This window comes from Rheinheimera sp. (assembly GCF_037442525.1).
Classification (GTDB): Bacteria; Pseudomonadota; Gammaproteobacteria; order Enterobacterales; family Alteromonadaceae; genus Pararheinheimera.
This window is the reverse complement of sequence record NZ_JBBIQD010000013.1, coordinates 56650-71796: the sequence shown is the minus strand read 5'-3', so window position 1 is coordinate 71796 and position 15147 is coordinate 56650. Positions and strand designations below refer to the sequence as shown.

Below are 15147 nucleotides of genomic sequence, written 5' to 3'. Positions count from 1 at the left end.
GCGCGTCATTTCTGCGCCTGTATGCGGGTCTTATTCATTGTTATTGTTGGCTGATTTTGACGTTATCGAGCCGGTAGACAGCACCATTGCCGGCGCCCCAGGCTGGAAACACCATCAGTACGTCTATTGCACTGACGTCCAGGCCTTTGTCTGCTAAATCTTGCAGCCGGTAGCTGTAGGTCTGCCATTGGCCTGGTGTCGGGTTTTTCCCTTCCAGGCTGTCACTGAGTTTGAGTTCAACAGCGGATGCTGCATCAAAGCCTTCAATTTTGAACAACCACTGAGCAGAAGAGTCATTGGGCATAGAGATGACTTTCATGTCAAAACGGACCATACCGCCGGACAGCAGGGCACTTGCGTCGTAATAAACGTCGTCATCGGCCAGCAGTCCCATCACAGTGGGAGCTGCACCGACGATAAACTGCGCCGTCGCCCCATGGTCCGTGTCGTCTTGTTCCACTGTTGGGGTGGAGCCACCGCAGCAATCCCAGATGCTCCACTGTTCTGCAACCTGGTCAGCAAATAGGGTCAGGCCTGGTTCTGCGTCAGCCGTCGGGTCGTAAATCTGCGCATTATCAATACGGTAGACGGCGCCTTCTCCTGAACCCCAGGCAGGAAAAATCATCACTACATCAATGGCACTGATGTCCAGGCCTTTTTCGGCCAGTTTGGCCACAGGGAAGCTGTAGGTTTGCCACTGGCCTGTGACAGGAGCCTGACCTTCGATACTTTCGGTCAGATTAAAATCAATGGCTTCAGCGGCATTGTTGGATTCCAGTTTGACAAACCATGCCGCGCCTGCCGTTGCCGGTGCGTTGACCACCTTCATCTCAAAACGCAGTACGCCACCGTCCAGCAAGGGGGTTGCGTCAAAAGGTTTATCTGTACCCCCATTGGCGGCTCTGGTGATGAAACCCATCACTGTAGGTGTAGCGCCAATGCGAAACTCCGCAGTCACCCCATGACTGGCGTCGTCCATTTGTTCTGTAGGGTCAGAGCCACCGCAGCAGTCCCACATAGGCCAGTCTGTATTTTCCTGGTCAGCAAACAACACCAATTTGGGTTTGGTACTGGCCGGGCCCATTATGGCCAGATCATCAATCCGGTACACAGCGCCTTCACCATTGCCCCAGGCAGGGAAGATCATCACCACATCAATGGCGGAGAGATCCAACCCGGCTTCTGCCAGCTGTTTTAATGGAAAGGTATAACGTTGCCATACACCTGCCGCAGGGGAGACCCCCTCGGCACTGGCGAATAAATCGAGTTCAACCGCAGTGGCTGCATTGTTGCTTTCGACTTTCAGTTTCCAGGCCGCCGCCGGGTTATTGGGGGCTGACACCATTTGCATCATAAAACTCAAGGTGCCGGTTTCCAGTAAAGGGGATGCATCAAAGGGGGAAGGCACACCGGCAGGGTCGGTAATAAATTCAGCCCTGGTGGTAAAGCCGTTGACAGTGGGAGCAGCGGCAACTTTGAACTCCATCACAGGCCCTTGCTGAGCGTCTGTCACAACAGAGGGTGTCGTGCCACCACAGCAGTCCCAGGCAGCCCAGTTTGGGTTGGGTGTGCCGTCGAAAATGGTCAGGTTTTTCGCCACACCATCTGAGGGCGGGACTGGTACTGGTGCTTTGCCTTCCACCAGGCCATCATCCAACTTATCGTACCCCGGGCGGATGGTTTCACAGCCTTTGCCTGTGTCCGGGTTTGAGGCGCATTGGTAAACGCGGACATAATCGACGATAAAACGTTGGCCGTTGCTAAAAGCGCTGGCGTCAATGCCTTTGTTATTGACGTTTTCCGGCCAGTTACCACCTACCGCCAGGTTCAGGATCAGGAAAAACTCCTGGTCGAACGGCGCGATGCTCCAGAAAGTTTTCAGTGCACCATCGGTTTGACTGAAGTACTCAGTAAACCAGCCTTTGTGCTTCAGGCCGACGGCTTCACCTTTGCTGTTAAAACGGACTTCCGACTGACGTTGGGTGGCAAACAGGTAGTTATCCACATACCAGCGCAGTTCGCCCTGTTGCCATTCAACGGCATAGGTATGGAAGTCATCCGCCGGGTTGGCGCCGCCCGGCAATTGATAGCTTTTGCCGGAGCTTTGGTTGGCCGGCCAGGCTTTGCCATAGTGCAAGGTGCCGTGCACATTGGACTCCACCAGCCCGGCGCTGTCTTTCACTTTCAGGTTGACCGCTTCCATAATGTCAATTTCGCCTGAACGGGGCCAGTCACCATACACAGACTCGGTCGGCATCATCCAGAATGCAGGCCAGGAACCCTGACCAAAAGGCAGTTTGGCCCGCATTTCCATCCGACCATACTTAAAATCAGCCTTATTTTTGGTGGTGAGACGGGCTGAGGTGTAAGGTTTTTCTGCGCCTTCAGCGGCAGGTTTGGCGACAATATGTAGCATCCCATCACTGATGAAAGCGTTTTCTTTATTGGCGGTGTAACATTGCTTTTCATTGTTGCCACCGCCAGCACAGTTCACTTCAAAGTTCCACTTGTTGGCATCTATGGCTGAACCACTGAACTCATCGCTCCAGACTAAAGTCCAGGCTGATACAGGTTCAGAAGGATTTACTTTTTCAGGATTGGTCTGGGTTTCAGCGCCGCCGCCACAGCTGATTAACCCAAAAGATACGAGGCTGATGCAGAACGCATCAACCCAAATAGTCCGTCTTATCATAACTCTTGCCCTGTTGTTATTTAGTTATCAGGTCAGCTCAGAGTGAACACTTTGTGCTGCCTACGCCTTTGTAAGCGCTTTCAAGAGCGTATTTGCAGATCAAGAGTTGGTCAATAAAAAAGCAAAAATTATTTTTTCTGGATTCAGGTGAGCAACTTGAGGTTCAGGGAACTTCGATTTCAATATCGCCGGCAGGGACACTGCAACAGGGCAAGAACTCCCCTTTACGCACAAAAGCTAAAGGTTCATTCAGGTAGGTCACAGTGCCGCTTAACAGCTTGCAGCGGCAGGCACCGCAGTAGCCTTCACGGCACTGGTAATTCACCTGCTGCTGGCCGGCTTCCAGAGCGTCGAGCAGGCTGCCATGCTCCGCGCTGAATTCAACGCAGAGCTGGCCATTGACCAGTACCTTGGGCATATCAGAGGTCGAAATCGCCGAAGTCGGAGCTATCGACTTCGTTGTCGATCTGGCCAACCAGATAAGAGCTGATTTCGGATTCCTGTGGCGCGACCTGAACGTTGTCAGACACCAGCCAGGCATTGATCCAGGGAATAGGGTTTTGGGTGGTTGGGAACACCGGCTTCATACCAATGGCCGCCATACGGATATTGGTAATGTATTCCACATACTGGCACAAAATGTCTTTATTCAGGCCAATCATAGAACCGTCTTTAAACAGAAATTCTGCCCATTGTTTTTCCTGCTCGGCGGCGCGGCGGAAAATGGCGTAGGCTTCTTCTTCGCATTCTTTGGCCACTTCGGCCATTTCCGGGTCGTCTTCACCGGCGGCCATAATATTCAGCATATGCTGAGTACCGGTCAGGTGCAGCGCTTCGTCGCGGGCAATCAGTTTAATGATTTTCGCATTGCCTTCCATCAGCTCACGCTCAGCAAAAGCAAAGCTGCAGGCAAAGCTGACATAAAAACGAATGGCTTCCAGCACATTCACTGACATCACACAGAGGTAGAGTTTACGTTTTAACTCACGCAGGCTGATGTGATGGGTTTTGCCCTCAATCTGGTGGCTACCAATACCGTGCAGGTGGTAGACATTAATGGCTTCGATCAGGTCGTCGTAGTACTTGGTGACTTCGTCCGCGCGCTCAATAATGCGTTCGTTTTCCAGAATGTCGTCAAACACCTTGTGCGGTTCGTTGCTGATGTTACGCACAATATGGGTGTAGCTGCGGCTGTGAATGGTTTCACTGAAGGCCCAGGTTTCAATCCAGGTTTCCAGCTCAGGCAAGGAGACGATAGGTAACAAAGCGACGTTTGGCGAACGGCCTTGCACAGAGTCCAGCAGGGTCTGGTATTTCAGGTTGCTGATAAAAATATGTTTTTCGTGCTCAGGCAAATGCTGAAAGTCGATACGGTCTTTGCTGACATCCACTTCTTCCGGACGCCAGAAAAAACTCAGCTGCTTTTCGATCAGTTTTTCAAAGATGCCGTACTTTTGCTGGTCGTAACGCGACACATTGACAGGGTTACCAAAAAACATCGGTTCTTTTAACTGGTCGTTATTGGTCCGGTTAAAGGTGGTGTAAGTCATTTACGCAATTCTCTTAGTATTCGTGCCACAACAGAAACAACAGCGGGGCCTGTCAGGCCCCGGTTTAATTATTATATTTTGCAGGCGCCACCGGCGCAGCCATCGTCTTCAACTGCCGCAGGTTTTAAATCTTCCTGCACATCGGACGCACCGTCACGGGTGTTGTGGTAGTACATGGTTTTAACACCGAGCTTGTACGCCGTCAGCAAATCTTTCAGTAGCAGCTTCATTGGAACTTTGCCGCCGTCGAACTTACCCGGATCATAGTTGGTGTTGGCAGAAATGGTCTGGTCGATGAATTTCTGCATAATGGCCACCAGGCTCAGGTAACCGTCGTTACCTGGCATATCCCACAGTAGCTCGTAGCTGTCTTTCAGTCGCTCATACTCGGGCACCACTTGCTTCAGGATACCGTCTTTACTGGCCTTGATGCTGATATGGCCACGTGGCGGTTCAATGCCGTTGGTCGCATTGGAAATTTGCGATGAGGTCTCTGACGGCATCAGCGCCGACAGGGTGGAGTTACGCAGACCATACTGTACAACATCTTTACGCAGCTGTTCCCAGTCATACTGCAGTGGTTCAGCACAGACTTTGTCCAGGTCTTTTTTGTAGGTATCAATCGGCAGGATACCTTCGGCGTAAGTGGTTTCGTTAAATTTCGGGCAAGCACCAAATTCACGGGCCAGCTTGTTAGACGCTTTCATCAGGTAATACTGAATGGCTTCAAAGGTACGGTGCGTCAGGCCATTGGCGGACCCGTCTGAGTACTTCACACCATTTTTCGCCAGGTAGTAGGCGTAGTTAATCACACCAATACCCAAAGTACGGCGACCCATGCTGGCATGGTAAGCAGCCGGAATAGGGTAGTCCTGGTAGTCCAGCAGGCTGTCGAGCGCACGCACCGCCAGCTCAGCCAGTTCTTCCAGTTCATCCAGGTTCGAAATGGCGCCCAGGTTAAAGGCTGACAGGGTACAAAGTGCAATTTCACCATTCGGGTCGTTCACATCTTCCAGCGGTTTGGTCGGCAGCGCAATTTCCAGGCAGAGGTTACTCTGACGCACCGGTGCGTATTTTGGATTAAAGGGGCTGTGCGTGTTGCAGTGATCCACATTCTGCAGGTAGATACGGCCTGTGCTGGCACGCTCCTGCATAAAGAGTGTAAACAGCTCCAGCGCTTTAATACGTTTTTTGCGGATGCTGCCATCGTTTTCGTATTTGACATACAGCTCTTCGAATTTTTCCTGATCTTCAAAGAAGGCGTCGTACAGGCCTGGTACATCGGATGGGCTGAACAGGGTGATCATGTCGTCTTTGATCATCCGGGTGTACATCAGGCGGTTAAACTGCACACCGTAGTCCAGGTGACGCACCCGGTTTTCTTCCACACCGCGGTTGTTTTTCAGCACCAGCAGAGATTCAACTTCCAGATGCCACAGCGGGTAGAACAGGGTGGCTGCGCCTCCACGTACTCCGCCTTGCGAGCAGCTTTTCACCGCGGTCTGGAAATGTTTGTAAAACGGAATACAACCTGTGTGGAAGGCTTCGCCGTTACGGATTGGGCTGCCCAAGGCACGGATACGGCCCGCGTTAATCCCAATACCAGCGCGCTGAGACACGTATTTTACAATGGCACTGCTGGTGGCATTAATGGAATCCAGGCTGTCACCGCATTCAATCAGTACACAGGAGCTGAACTGACGGGTTGGAGTACGTACGCCGGACATAATGGGCGTCGGCAGAGATATCTTAAAGGTGGACACCGCATCGTAGAAGCGACGGATAAAGTCCAGACGGGTGGCTTTTGGGTAATTGGCAAATAAACAGGCCGCAACCAGCATGTAGAGGAACTGCGCACTTTCGTAAATTTCGCCGGTGACGCGGTTTTGTACCAGGTATTTGCCTTCCAGCTGCTTTACGGCCGCATAGCTGAAATCCATATCCCGTTCGTGATGGATAAAGCTGTCCAGCTGCGTCAATTCTTCCGGCGTGTAGTCGGCCAGAATGTGAGCGTCGTAGCGTTTGGCTTCGACCATTTTTACCACATGGTCGTACAGTTTTGGCGGTTCAAACTGACCGTAGGCTTTTTTGCGCAAATGGAATATGGCCAGACGGGCGGCCATATACTGGTAATCCGGGGTTTCTTTGGAAATCAGATCGGCAGCGGCCTTAATAATGGTCTCGTGAATGTCTGAGGTTTTGATGCCGTCGTAAAACTGAATATGTGACCTTAACTCAACCTGAGACACTGAAACGTTGGATAAGCCTTCCGCCGCCCAGTCGATGACACGATGTATTTTGTCCAGATCTAACGCTTCGCGCTGACCGTCTCTTTTGGTTACGTATAATGGTTGAGTCATTTGAGCCAAGATTCCTTCTGTATTGTTATCTTTTTTTCTACCGCTTTTTCTGAAGAAAAGAACGATCAATTCAACCCAATTCTATGCCTATGGTGTTAGCGCACGGTGTGACACAACATCTTGGGTTTACAGGTGAACGGATCACAAGATAGAGGGGTTGCACCCCGATTGCAAGCCCTTTGCAGAGGCGAAAAAACAGGCATGTTAGTGGTTGCTAACGCTGAAAATGCGTAACCGAAACCTACCTTCAGGATGCAATAGATCTTAAGAAAAAAACTTCAGCTTTTGTTCGTCGATTTTTTATCTGGACAGAAAAAAGCCAGTGTTTAGTCACTGGCCATTTTGCTGGAAAATTAAACAGTTTTATGAAGGAAATCTGTCAGTTGCAGCAAGCTGTCGATTTGGCAGTCTGCTTGCCATAATTCGGGTTGATCGGTTTCGGCCAGGTAACCAAAGCCAGCCAGTACAGTGTGCATACCCGCCCGTCTACCTGCTTCTATATCGCGTTCAGCATCGCCCAGATACCAGCAATAGGCTGGCGCCATGCCCAACTGATGGGCCGCTACCCAGAGTGGGATGGGGTCAGGTTTACGCACAGGCAGTGAATCACCACCAATCAGAATACGGCAGTCAGTCAACTGCAAAGCGCGGCAAATCTGCGCGGCAAAACGATACGGTTTATTGGTAACTATGCCCCAGGGGATCTGCTCAGTTCGCAAAAAAGCCAATAGCTCAGCGCCGCTTGGAAACAGCACACTGGTGTCGCCATTATGCTCTTGGTAGTAATCAAGAAACTGCTGGCGCAGCAAATCATAGGGGTAATCCGGCAATGATTGACCAAAGCCCAATTCCAGCAAACCGCGCACACCATGGGAGGCGACAGGCCGGTACTGCTCATAATGAGTGACAGGTTTGCCATGTAGTTGAAGCACATGGTTGAGCGCGGCGCCAAGGTCGCGTGCTGTATCCACTAAGGTGCCGTCTAAATCGAACAGCACCGCCTGGTTTGGCTTTAGCATGGCTTGCGTGCCACTACAAAGTAGTTCACATCCAGGCCTGGACCTGTTTTAAAGCTTTGGTTGATTGGGTTGTAATGCAAGCCTGTGGCATCCACCAGTTCCAGCCCGGCGTTTTCGATGGCGCGCATTAAATCTGACGGGCGGATAAATTTGTTAAATTCGTGAGTACCTTGGGGTACCAACTTTAACAGCCGCTCAGCCGCCACTATGGCGAGCGCGTAGGCCTTCCAGGTTTTATTCAGTGTTGAGAACACCAGGGTAGCGCCTGGCTTGGCCAGAGCTGCACAGGCGCGGATCACAGATTCCGGATCAGGCACATGCTCCAGCATTTCCATGCAGGTGACCAGGTCAAATGCTGCAGGGTGCGCTTCGGCAAAAGCTTCCGCTGTGCTTTGCTGATAGCTGATTTGCACCTGAGCTTCTAAAGCATGCAGGCGGGCCACAGTTAAAGCTTCATCGGCCATATCGATACCGGTCACCACAGCACCGGCCCTCGCCATCGACTCGGCCAGAATGCCGCCGCCACAACCCACATCAATGGTGGTTTTGCCAAACAGCCCCTGTACCTGATCGGCAATGTAGCTCAATCGGGTCGGGTTTAACTGATGCAGCGGTTTAAACTCGCCTTGTGGGTCCCACCAGCGGGACGCGATGTCATTGAATTTGGCAATTTCGGTGGAGTCGACGTTAGATGCAGAAGTCATAACCAGTCTCAGAAAAATTTTTTGTCATTATAAGGACTCCTGTTGTTTGAGCAATCGTCAGTCGCGCTGTACAAAAGCGGTTCACCATGGCAAGGTGCTCGTTCCGGTGGTAGAATCCGCCTTTGTCCTGCGACTAATGACAGTAAGAAACGCAGGTTATCTTATTGATTTAAGGGAAAAAAGCTGTTTATGACTAACTTGGCCAAAGAAATTGTTCCCATTAATATTGAAGAGGAATTAAAGAACTCTTACCTCGATTACGCGATGAGCGTCATCGTAGGGCGGGCCTTGCCTGATGTGCGTGATGGCTTAAAGCCGGTACACCGTCGTGTCTTGTTCGCGATGAAGGAACTCGGCAACGACTGGAACAAAGCTTATAAAAAATCCGCCCGTGTGGTCGGTGACGTGATAGGTAAATACCACCCGCATGGCGACAGCGCTGTGTACGACACCATAGTGCGGATGGCTCAGCCTTTTTCTCTGCGTTATATGCTGGTGGACGGTCAGGGCAACTTTGGTTCGGTGGACGGCGACTCTGCCGCAGCCATGCGTTACACCGAAGTGCGGATGGCCAAAATCACCCAGGAATTGCTGGCTGATCTGGACAAAGAAACCGTTGATTTTGTGCCGAACTACGACGGCACCGAACAAATTCCTGCAGTACTGCCAACCAAGATCCCGAATTTATTGATCAATGGTTCCAGTGGTATTGCTGTGGGTATGGCGACCAATATTCCGCCACACAACATTACTGAAGTGATCAATGCCTGTCTGGCCATTATTGCCAACCCGGACATCACTATTCCTGAACTGATGGAATATATTCCAGGCCCGGATTTCCCGACTGCCGCTATTATCAATGGCCGTCGTGGTATTGAAGAGGCGTACCGCACTGGTCGTGGCAAGGTGTATATCCGCGCGAAAACCCATGTGGAGACCGACGATAAAACCGGCCGTGAATCTATTATCGTCACTGAAATTCCTTACCAGGTGAATAAAGCCCGTCTGATTGAAAAAATCGCCGAGCTGGTCAAAGAAAAACGTATTGAAGGCATCAGTGCGCTGCGTGACGAGTCGGACAAAGACGGTATGCGTATCGTCATCGAAGTCAAACGTGGTGAATCCAGTGACGTGCTGCTGAACCATCTGTTCGCCAATACCCAAATGCAGACGGTGTTTGGTATCAATATGGTGGCGCTGGACCAGGGCCAGCCGAAGTTGCTGGGTTTAAAAGAAATTCTGGAATGTTTCGTGCTGCACCGCCGTGAAGTGGTGACCCGCCGCACAGTGTACGACCTGCGTAAAGCCCGTGACCGTGCCCATATTCTGGAAGGTCTGGCCATTGCGCTGTCGAATATCGACGAAATTATCGAGCTGATTAAAACCTCGGCCAGCCCGGCTGACGCCAAAGCAGGTTTAGTGGCGCGTGGTTGGGTGCTGGGCAATGTGCAGGAGATGCTGGAACGTGCCGGTGAAAGCGCAGCCCGCCCTGAATGGCTGGAAGAGCACTTCGGTATCCGTGACGGTTATTACTACCTGACGGAACAACAGGCGCAAGCCATTCTGGATTTACGTCTGCACAAACTGACCGGCCTTGAGCACGAGAAAATCCTCGACGAGTACAAAGAGCTGCTGGCGCTGATTGCTGAATTACTGCACATTCTGGCCAGTTCTGAGCGTCTGATGGAAGTGATCTGCGAAGAGCTGGAGGCGGCCAAAGCCCAATATGGCGATGCCCGCCGCACCGATATTCAGGCCGATGCGCTGGATATCAATATGGAAGACTTAATTGCCGAAGAAGACGTAGTGGTAACCCTGTCGCACTTAGGCTATGCCAAGTACCAGCCGCTGTCCGATTATGAAGCGCAGCGCCGTGGTGGCCGTGGTAAAGCCGCGACGACAGTAAAAGACGAAGACTTCGTTGACCAGCTGCTGATTGCCTCTACCCACGACACTATTCTGTGTTTCTCTGACCGTGGCCGCCTGTACTGGCTGAAAGTGTACCAGCTGCCGCTGGCATCCCGTCAGGCCCGTGGTAAGCCTATTGTGAACCTGCTGCCGCTGGAAGAAAACGAGCGTATTACCGCCATTCTGCCGGTGCGTGAATACGAAGAAGGCAAATACGTCTTTATGGCGACGGCCAATGGGACAGTGAAGAAAACAGCGCTGACCGAATACTCGCGTCCACGTTCAAACGGCATTATCGCGGTGAACCTGAACGAAGGCGACCAGCTGATCGGTGTGGATATCACCGACGGCAACAGCCAGATCATGTTGTTCTCCGACGACGGTAAAGTGGTACGTTTCCACGAAGAGCAGGTACGAGGCATGGGCCGCACCGCAACAGGTGTGCGTGGGATCAGACTGCGTGAAGGTGGTTCGGTCGTCTCCCTGATAGTGCCCAAAGCCGATGGCGCTATTCTGACCGTGACTGAAAATGGCTATGGCAAACGCACGCCGCTGGATCAGTACCCGCAGAAGAGCCGTGCCACTCAGGGTGTGGTCTCTATTAAAGTGTCTGAACGGAACGGCCTGGTGGTGGGGGCTGTGCAGGTCAGTGCGCTGGATGAAATCATGCTGATTTCAGACAAAGGCACGCTGGTCCGTACCCGGGTGAAAGAAGTATCACTGGTGGGTCGTAACACCGCTGGTGTGATTCTGATCCGTACCATCGAAGGTGAAAAAGTTGTGGGCGTACAGCGCATTGACGAGATCCAGGATCAGGAAGAACTGGAAGCCGCCGAAGCTGAAGCGCGGGCGGAAGCCGCTGCCTTAGTGGTGGATGCGGATGATGCTGCTGATGCTGAATCAGACGCAGATGAAGTGCCGGCTGACGACGAATAACATCGACGCAGTTTGATAAAAGAACCGGAGTTTTACTTTAATGCCAGTCAGTGAAGCTGACTGGCATTGTTTTTTATGCTGCAGAGTCGACATTTTCTTTGCCTTGAACATGGTTGTTTCGCCTTTGGCGAGGTCCTTTCTTTTATATCGATAAAAGAAAGGACCACAAAGCAAAAGCAGGCAGGACGCCTGCTTTAACAGCAGAAGGGCGGCCCGAAGGGGAATTGGCAGGAGCCAATTCTAAAACCGACCCCATCCGGCTGCGACAGCGCTTGCGCTGAACAGCTTTAGCTGGCCCGAAGGGAAGGACATAGTCCGTATAAAGCCCGGCCCAAAATCGCGCGTCCAAAGCGCCGGGACAACTCGCTCAGCGCTACCGCGCTTCACTCACACACTTCCCGGCTTAAAACCTTGGCCACCCAATTTTGTCTGGGTTCATTCGGGCTTTCGACAAGCCAAGGGTTTGGCTTGACACCGAATGAACGCACGAAGCTCAGCGAAGTGCCGGGACTGCCGTCTAAGGGGGACATTCACCACGAGTTCGAGGCAGGAAAAGCAAAGGCGGTATCCAAAGCGAGGGAAGGTAAAGAACTAAGCAGACCGTCTTTGGCATGGATGCCAAAGCCGAGCCTACAAGGAGCGTATTCACGGCGTGTCTGCGTGGGCTTTGCCTTTTCCGCGGCATCATATCCATCTAGTGAATAGATAAGCAGTTTTTGCATAAAAACTGCTTATCTGACTGGCATTAGGAGTTTTACTCCGGTTTTTTTGTTGTCTGTGATCTGGGTTTTCTGTGGTTTGGTGTTGACTGCGCGGCTTAGTCAATACAAAGCCGGTAGCCGACACCGGGTTCGGTGCGAATAAATTGCGGGGTGGCCGGTTGGTGCTCCAACTTTTGCCGTAGCTGCGCCATATGCACCCGAACATATTCCGGCCTGTCCTGATAGGTCTCTCCCCAAATCTGCTTCAGGATCTGGTTATGGGTCAGTGCCTGATTGGCGTGACGGCATAACATCAACAACAGTTCATATTCGGTTTTGGTCAGATGCACGGCTTGGCCGCCTTTGCTGACTTGATGCTGCACCGGGTTCAGCACAATATCGCCAAACTGAAACTGCTGACTTTGCCCCCTGGGCACCCGTAAACAAGCGCGAATGCGGGCCAGCAGTTCAGCCGAGCTGAAAGGTTTGGTGACATAGTCATTGGCACCGTAGTCCAGTGCTCTGACTTTGTCCTGCTCTTTGCCGCGTGCCGAAATCACTATGACCGGTAAATCGGACCAGCTGCGCAGTTGCTGCAACAGGCTGATGCCGTCCATATCGGCCAGGCCTAAATCCAGCAACAGCAGATCGCAGTGCTGCTGGCTTAACCAATGCAGACCTGCCTGGCCATGAGCCAGAATGTCTGTTTGATAGCCCTGGCTTTCAAGCAAAGTCTGCAAGAAGCTCTGCAAGGCACTGTCGTCTTCCAGCAACAAAATTCTGGTGTTCATTGCGGCCACTCCAGTACTGCGGTCGCCAGGCCGTCCTGCAGGCGAAATTCGAACTGGCCACGATGCAGCCTGGCAATGCTCTGGCAAATGGCCAGGCCCAGATTGTAACCACTGTCGGCCTGTTGTGGCCGGTCCGCCAGTGCATTGCTCAAGGTCAGTTGGTAACCCTGGGGTTGTTTTAAAAACTGCAGCTGAAAAGGGGCCTGGCCGTACTTCCAGGCATTTTCCAGCAGATTAGCCAGCAGAATCTCCAACAACTCCATATCTCCGGTCAGTTCAATAGCGCCGGACAGCTGAAGCTGATCGGCCAGGGCGGTTAAATCCTCAGCGCGGCGGGCCAGGGCGGCGGCGACCAAATCGTCTGAACTGAATGAACTGGTGCTCAACGGACCCGTCAGCTGGGTTTTTGACAGTTCCAGTACTTTTTCGAAATGCTGGCTTAACAACAGGCTTTGCTGGTAAATATTCTGCGCCTGTTGCTGACGCTGCTGTGGGTTCAGGCGGAGTTCGGTGTCGGCCAGCATACTGGACGCGCCCATAATGGTCGCCAGCGGTGTGCGCAAATCATGTGACAAAGAGCGCAATAACATGGCTTTCTGTTGTTCCAGCCGGGCCTGCACTGCGGATTTTTGTGCCTGACGGCGTAAATGCCGCACCCGTTGCCGTCTGGCTCTGGCCTGGTCGGCCCAATAACTGACCATGACGCCAAAAAAGGCCATCACCAAAAAACTGATGACAAAACTGGCATCATGCACAGCCAGGGTGTAGTAGGGCGGTACAAAACACCAGTTCACCACCAGCACGGCGGTCAGAGTGCTCAGCAGTGCTGGCTTGTAGCCGCTACGCTGGGCCAGGTAAACCAGCCAGAGCAGCTGCAGCATAGCTACATCGGTCGGACTGATCAGGCTGCGAAGCGGCAACAGCACCAGGCCAATCAGCACAGGGCAACACAAAGCCAGAATCCAGAACCCAAAAGTAACACGCATCAATACCGCCAGTACGCCGGAGTGAATAAAATCAGCAAGGTCAGAATTTCCAGCCGCCCCAACAGCATACCAAGGCTCAGCCACCATTTAGCGGCATCCGGCAAGCTGGAAAAATTACCGGCCGGGCCAATGATGCTGCCAAGACCTGGGCCAACATTGGCAACAGCGGTGGCCGCCCCTGTGACGGCTGTGACCAAATCCAGTTCACAAAATGCCAGCATCATAGCGATAAAACCAATAGTGGCGAAATACACAAAACAAAAGGCCAACACATTACCCAGCAGTTGGTCATCAATTTTACGTCCGCCATAACTGGGGTTCCAGACGGCTTTGGGGTGCACCAGCAGTTTCAGCTGTTTGTACAGCAGCAAAGCACAAAGCTGAATACGGAAAATTTTTAACCCACCGGAAGTGGAACCTGAACAAGCGCCGGCAAAGGTCAGGTAAAAAAACAGCATAATGGCCATATTGCCCCACAGTGTGTAGTCTTCCGACGCATAGCCACAAGTGGTGATCACCGACACCACATTAAACAGGCTGTGGGTGGCCGCCTCAAACCAGTCGCGTTGATTGTGCCAGACCTGATAGCAACAGAGTACTGAGGCTGATGTCAGCACAATCAACAAAAAACTGCGTACCTGGGGGTCTCGCCACAGAGCACTGCGATCGCCCTTCACCCAACTGACAAAAAGCACAAAAGGCATGGCAGCCAGCAGCATAAAACCGCTGCTTAGCCACAGCAGTAAAGGTGTGTCTTTGTAAGTGCCAAAGGAAGCGTCATAGTTGGCAAAACCACCAGTGGCGACTGTCGTCATGGCATGGGTAATGGCATCGAAGCCCGTCATCCCCGCGGCAAAATAACTCAGGCAGGTCAGGCCGGTCAGTGACAGGTACACCAGGCCTATGGCCGCTGATAACGAGGAACTGCGGGGCAGAATTTTGTCCGACGTGTCGGAATTTTCGGTTTTAAACAGCCGCATACCGCCAATTTTCAATGCTGGCAAAATGGCAATGGCCATCACAATAATGCCAATACCACCTATCCAGTTCAGTACAGCGCGCCAGAACAACACGGCTTTGGGCATCGTATCCAAACCAGATAATACAGTGGAGCCTGTGGTGGTCACTGCAGAGACGGTTTCAAATACCGCATCGGTCAGGGTGCATCCGGGCACTAACAGGTAAAGAGGTAACGCAGAAAACAGGCAGAGTGACAGCCAGCTTAAGGTGGTGAGTAAAAATAGCTGCCGGTTTTTGATCTGCTCCGCATGGCGGCCTTTGTATTTCAGTAAATAACCGCAGCTGAAGGTAAACAGGCCGCTGCCTAAAAATACCCACAGCGCTGCTTCGGCGTAATACACGGCCACCAGCATGGCCATCAACTGAACCGCAGACAACAGCAGCAACAAATGCCCGAGCACTTTGCAAATCATCCGGTAACCTGAACCTGAAACGGATTGGGCAAACACAAGAGCGGGAACTGACATAAAAAAGCACCGG

The 15147-nt window shown here is 52.1% G+C and carries 10 protein-coding genes; 1 reads left to right on the top strand and 9 read right to left on the bottom strand.

Annotated features, from left to right (window positions below; translation table 11 throughout):
• Window positions 1-40: 40 nt before the first annotated feature.
• From WKJ03_RS15835 to ubiG, 6 genes are all read right to left on the bottom strand, one after another.
• The gene (locus WKJ03_RS15835) at window positions 41-2692 is read right to left on the bottom strand and encodes a family 16 glycosylhydrolase (protein WP_337843208.1); all 2652 of its coding nucleotides are present in this window, start codon (window positions 2690-2692) and stop codon (window positions 41-43) included.
• A 163-nt stretch (window positions 2693-2855) separates the two neighbouring features.
• Window positions 2856-3110, bottom strand: coding sequence for a class I ribonucleotide reductase maintenance protein YfaE (gene yfaE, locus WKJ03_RS15830; protein WP_337843207.1), 255 nt, complete (start codon window positions 3108-3110; stop codon window positions 2856-2858).
• 1 nt (window position 3111) lies between these two features.
• Window positions 3112-4242 carry a class Ia ribonucleoside-diphosphate reductase subunit beta gene (gene nrdB, locus WKJ03_RS15825; RefSeq protein ID WP_337843206.1) on the bottom strand — a complete coding sequence of 377 codons (1131 nt, stop codon included), beginning with the start codon at window positions 4240-4242 and terminating at the stop codon, window positions 3112-3114.
• 71 nt (window positions 4243-4313) lie between these two features.
• Window positions 4314-6602, bottom strand: a complete 2289-nt coding sequence (gene nrdA, locus WKJ03_RS15820) for a class 1a ribonucleoside-diphosphate reductase subunit alpha (protein WP_337843205.1) — start codon at window positions 6600-6602, stop codon at window positions 4314-4316.
• 353 nt (window positions 6603-6955) lie between these two features.
• Entirely contained in the window at window positions 6956-7621 is a 666-nt protein-coding gene (locus WKJ03_RS15815; RefSeq protein WP_337843204.1) for an HAD-IA family hydrolase, read from the bottom strand.
• Window positions 7615-8325, bottom strand: coding sequence for a bifunctional 2-polyprenyl-6-hydroxyphenol methylase/3-demethylubiquinol 3-O-methyltransferase UbiG (gene ubiG, locus WKJ03_RS15810; protein WP_337843203.1), 711 nt, complete (start codon window positions 8323-8325; stop codon window positions 7615-7617). Before ubiG ends, WKJ03_RS15815 begins: the two co-directional genes overlap by 7 nt.
• Window positions 8326-8514: 189 nt before the next feature.
• On the opposite strand from ubiG, the gene gyrA reads away from it, so the two are divergent.
• Window positions 8515-11169 (top strand): DNA topoisomerase (ATP-hydrolyzing) subunit A, encoded by a 2655-nt coding sequence (gyrA, locus tag WKJ03_RS15805; RefSeq protein WP_337843202.1) that lies wholly within the window; start codon window positions 8515-8517, stop codon window positions 11167-11169.
• A gap of 817 nt (window positions 11170-11986) precedes the next feature.
• Here the strand turns inward: gyrA and WKJ03_RS15800 are convergent.
• The 3 genes from WKJ03_RS15800 to WKJ03_RS15790 are packed head-to-tail and all read right to left on the bottom strand — an operon-like array spanning window position 11987 to window position 15134.
• Window positions 11987-12661 carry a response regulator transcription factor gene (locus WKJ03_RS15800; RefSeq protein ID WP_337843201.1) on the bottom strand — a complete coding sequence of 225 codons (675 nt, stop codon included), beginning with the start codon at window positions 12659-12661 and terminating at the stop codon, window positions 11987-11989.
• Window positions 12658-13647 carry a DUF4118 domain-containing protein gene (locus WKJ03_RS15795; protein WP_337843200.1) on the bottom strand — a complete coding sequence of 330 codons (990 nt, stop codon included), beginning with the start codon at window positions 13645-13647 and terminating at the stop codon, window positions 12658-12660. Before WKJ03_RS15795 ends, WKJ03_RS15800 begins: the two co-directional genes overlap by 4 nt.
• Window positions 13647-15134 carry a TrkH family potassium uptake protein gene (locus WKJ03_RS15790; RefSeq protein ID WP_337843199.1) on the bottom strand — a complete coding sequence of 496 codons (1488 nt, stop codon included), beginning with the start codon at window positions 15132-15134 and terminating at the stop codon, window positions 13647-13649. Before WKJ03_RS15790 ends, WKJ03_RS15795 begins: the two co-directional genes overlap by 1 nt.
• Between the last annotated feature and the right edge of the window lie 13 nt (window positions 15135-15147).

Bases quoted from the DNA above. Each gene is read 5' to 3' on its own strand.
- gyrA (WP_337843202.1), top strand. From the start codon at position 8,515: ATGACTAACTTGGCCAAAGAAATTGTTCCCATTAATATTGAAGAGGAA.
- WKJ03_RS15815 (WP_337843204.1), bottom strand. From the start codon at position 7,621: ATGCTAAAGCCAAACCAGGCGGTGCTGTTCGATTTAGACGGCACCTTA.
- yfaE (WP_337843207.1), bottom strand. From the start codon at position 3,110: ATGCCCAAGGTACTGGTCAATGGCCAGCTCTGCGTTGAATTCAGCGCG.
- nrdA (WP_337843205.1), bottom strand. From the start codon at position 6,602: ATGACTCAACCATTATACGTAACCAAAAGAGACGGTCAGCGCGAAGCG.
- WKJ03_RS15790 (WP_337843199.1), bottom strand. From the start codon at position 15,134: ATGTCAGTTCCCGCTCTTGTGTTTGCCCAATCCGTTTCAGGTTCAGGT.
- ubiG (WP_337843203.1), bottom strand. From the start codon at position 8,325: ATGACTTCTGCATCTAACGTCGACTCCACCGAAATTGCCAAATTCAAT.
- WKJ03_RS15800 (WP_337843201.1), bottom strand. From the start codon at position 12,661: ATGAACACCAGAATTTTGTTGCTGGAAGACGACAGTGCCTTGCAGAGC.
- WKJ03_RS15835 (WP_337843208.1), bottom strand. From the start codon at position 2,692: ATGATAAGACGGACTATTTGGGTTGATGCGTTCTGCATCAGCCTCGTA.
- WKJ03_RS15795 (WP_337843200.1), bottom strand. From the start codon at position 13,647: ATGCGTGTTACTTTTGGGTTCTGGATTCTGGCTTTGTGTTGCCCTGTG.
- nrdB (WP_337843206.1), bottom strand. From the start codon at position 4,242: ATGACTTACACCACCTTTAACCGGACCAATAACGACCAGTTAAAAGAA.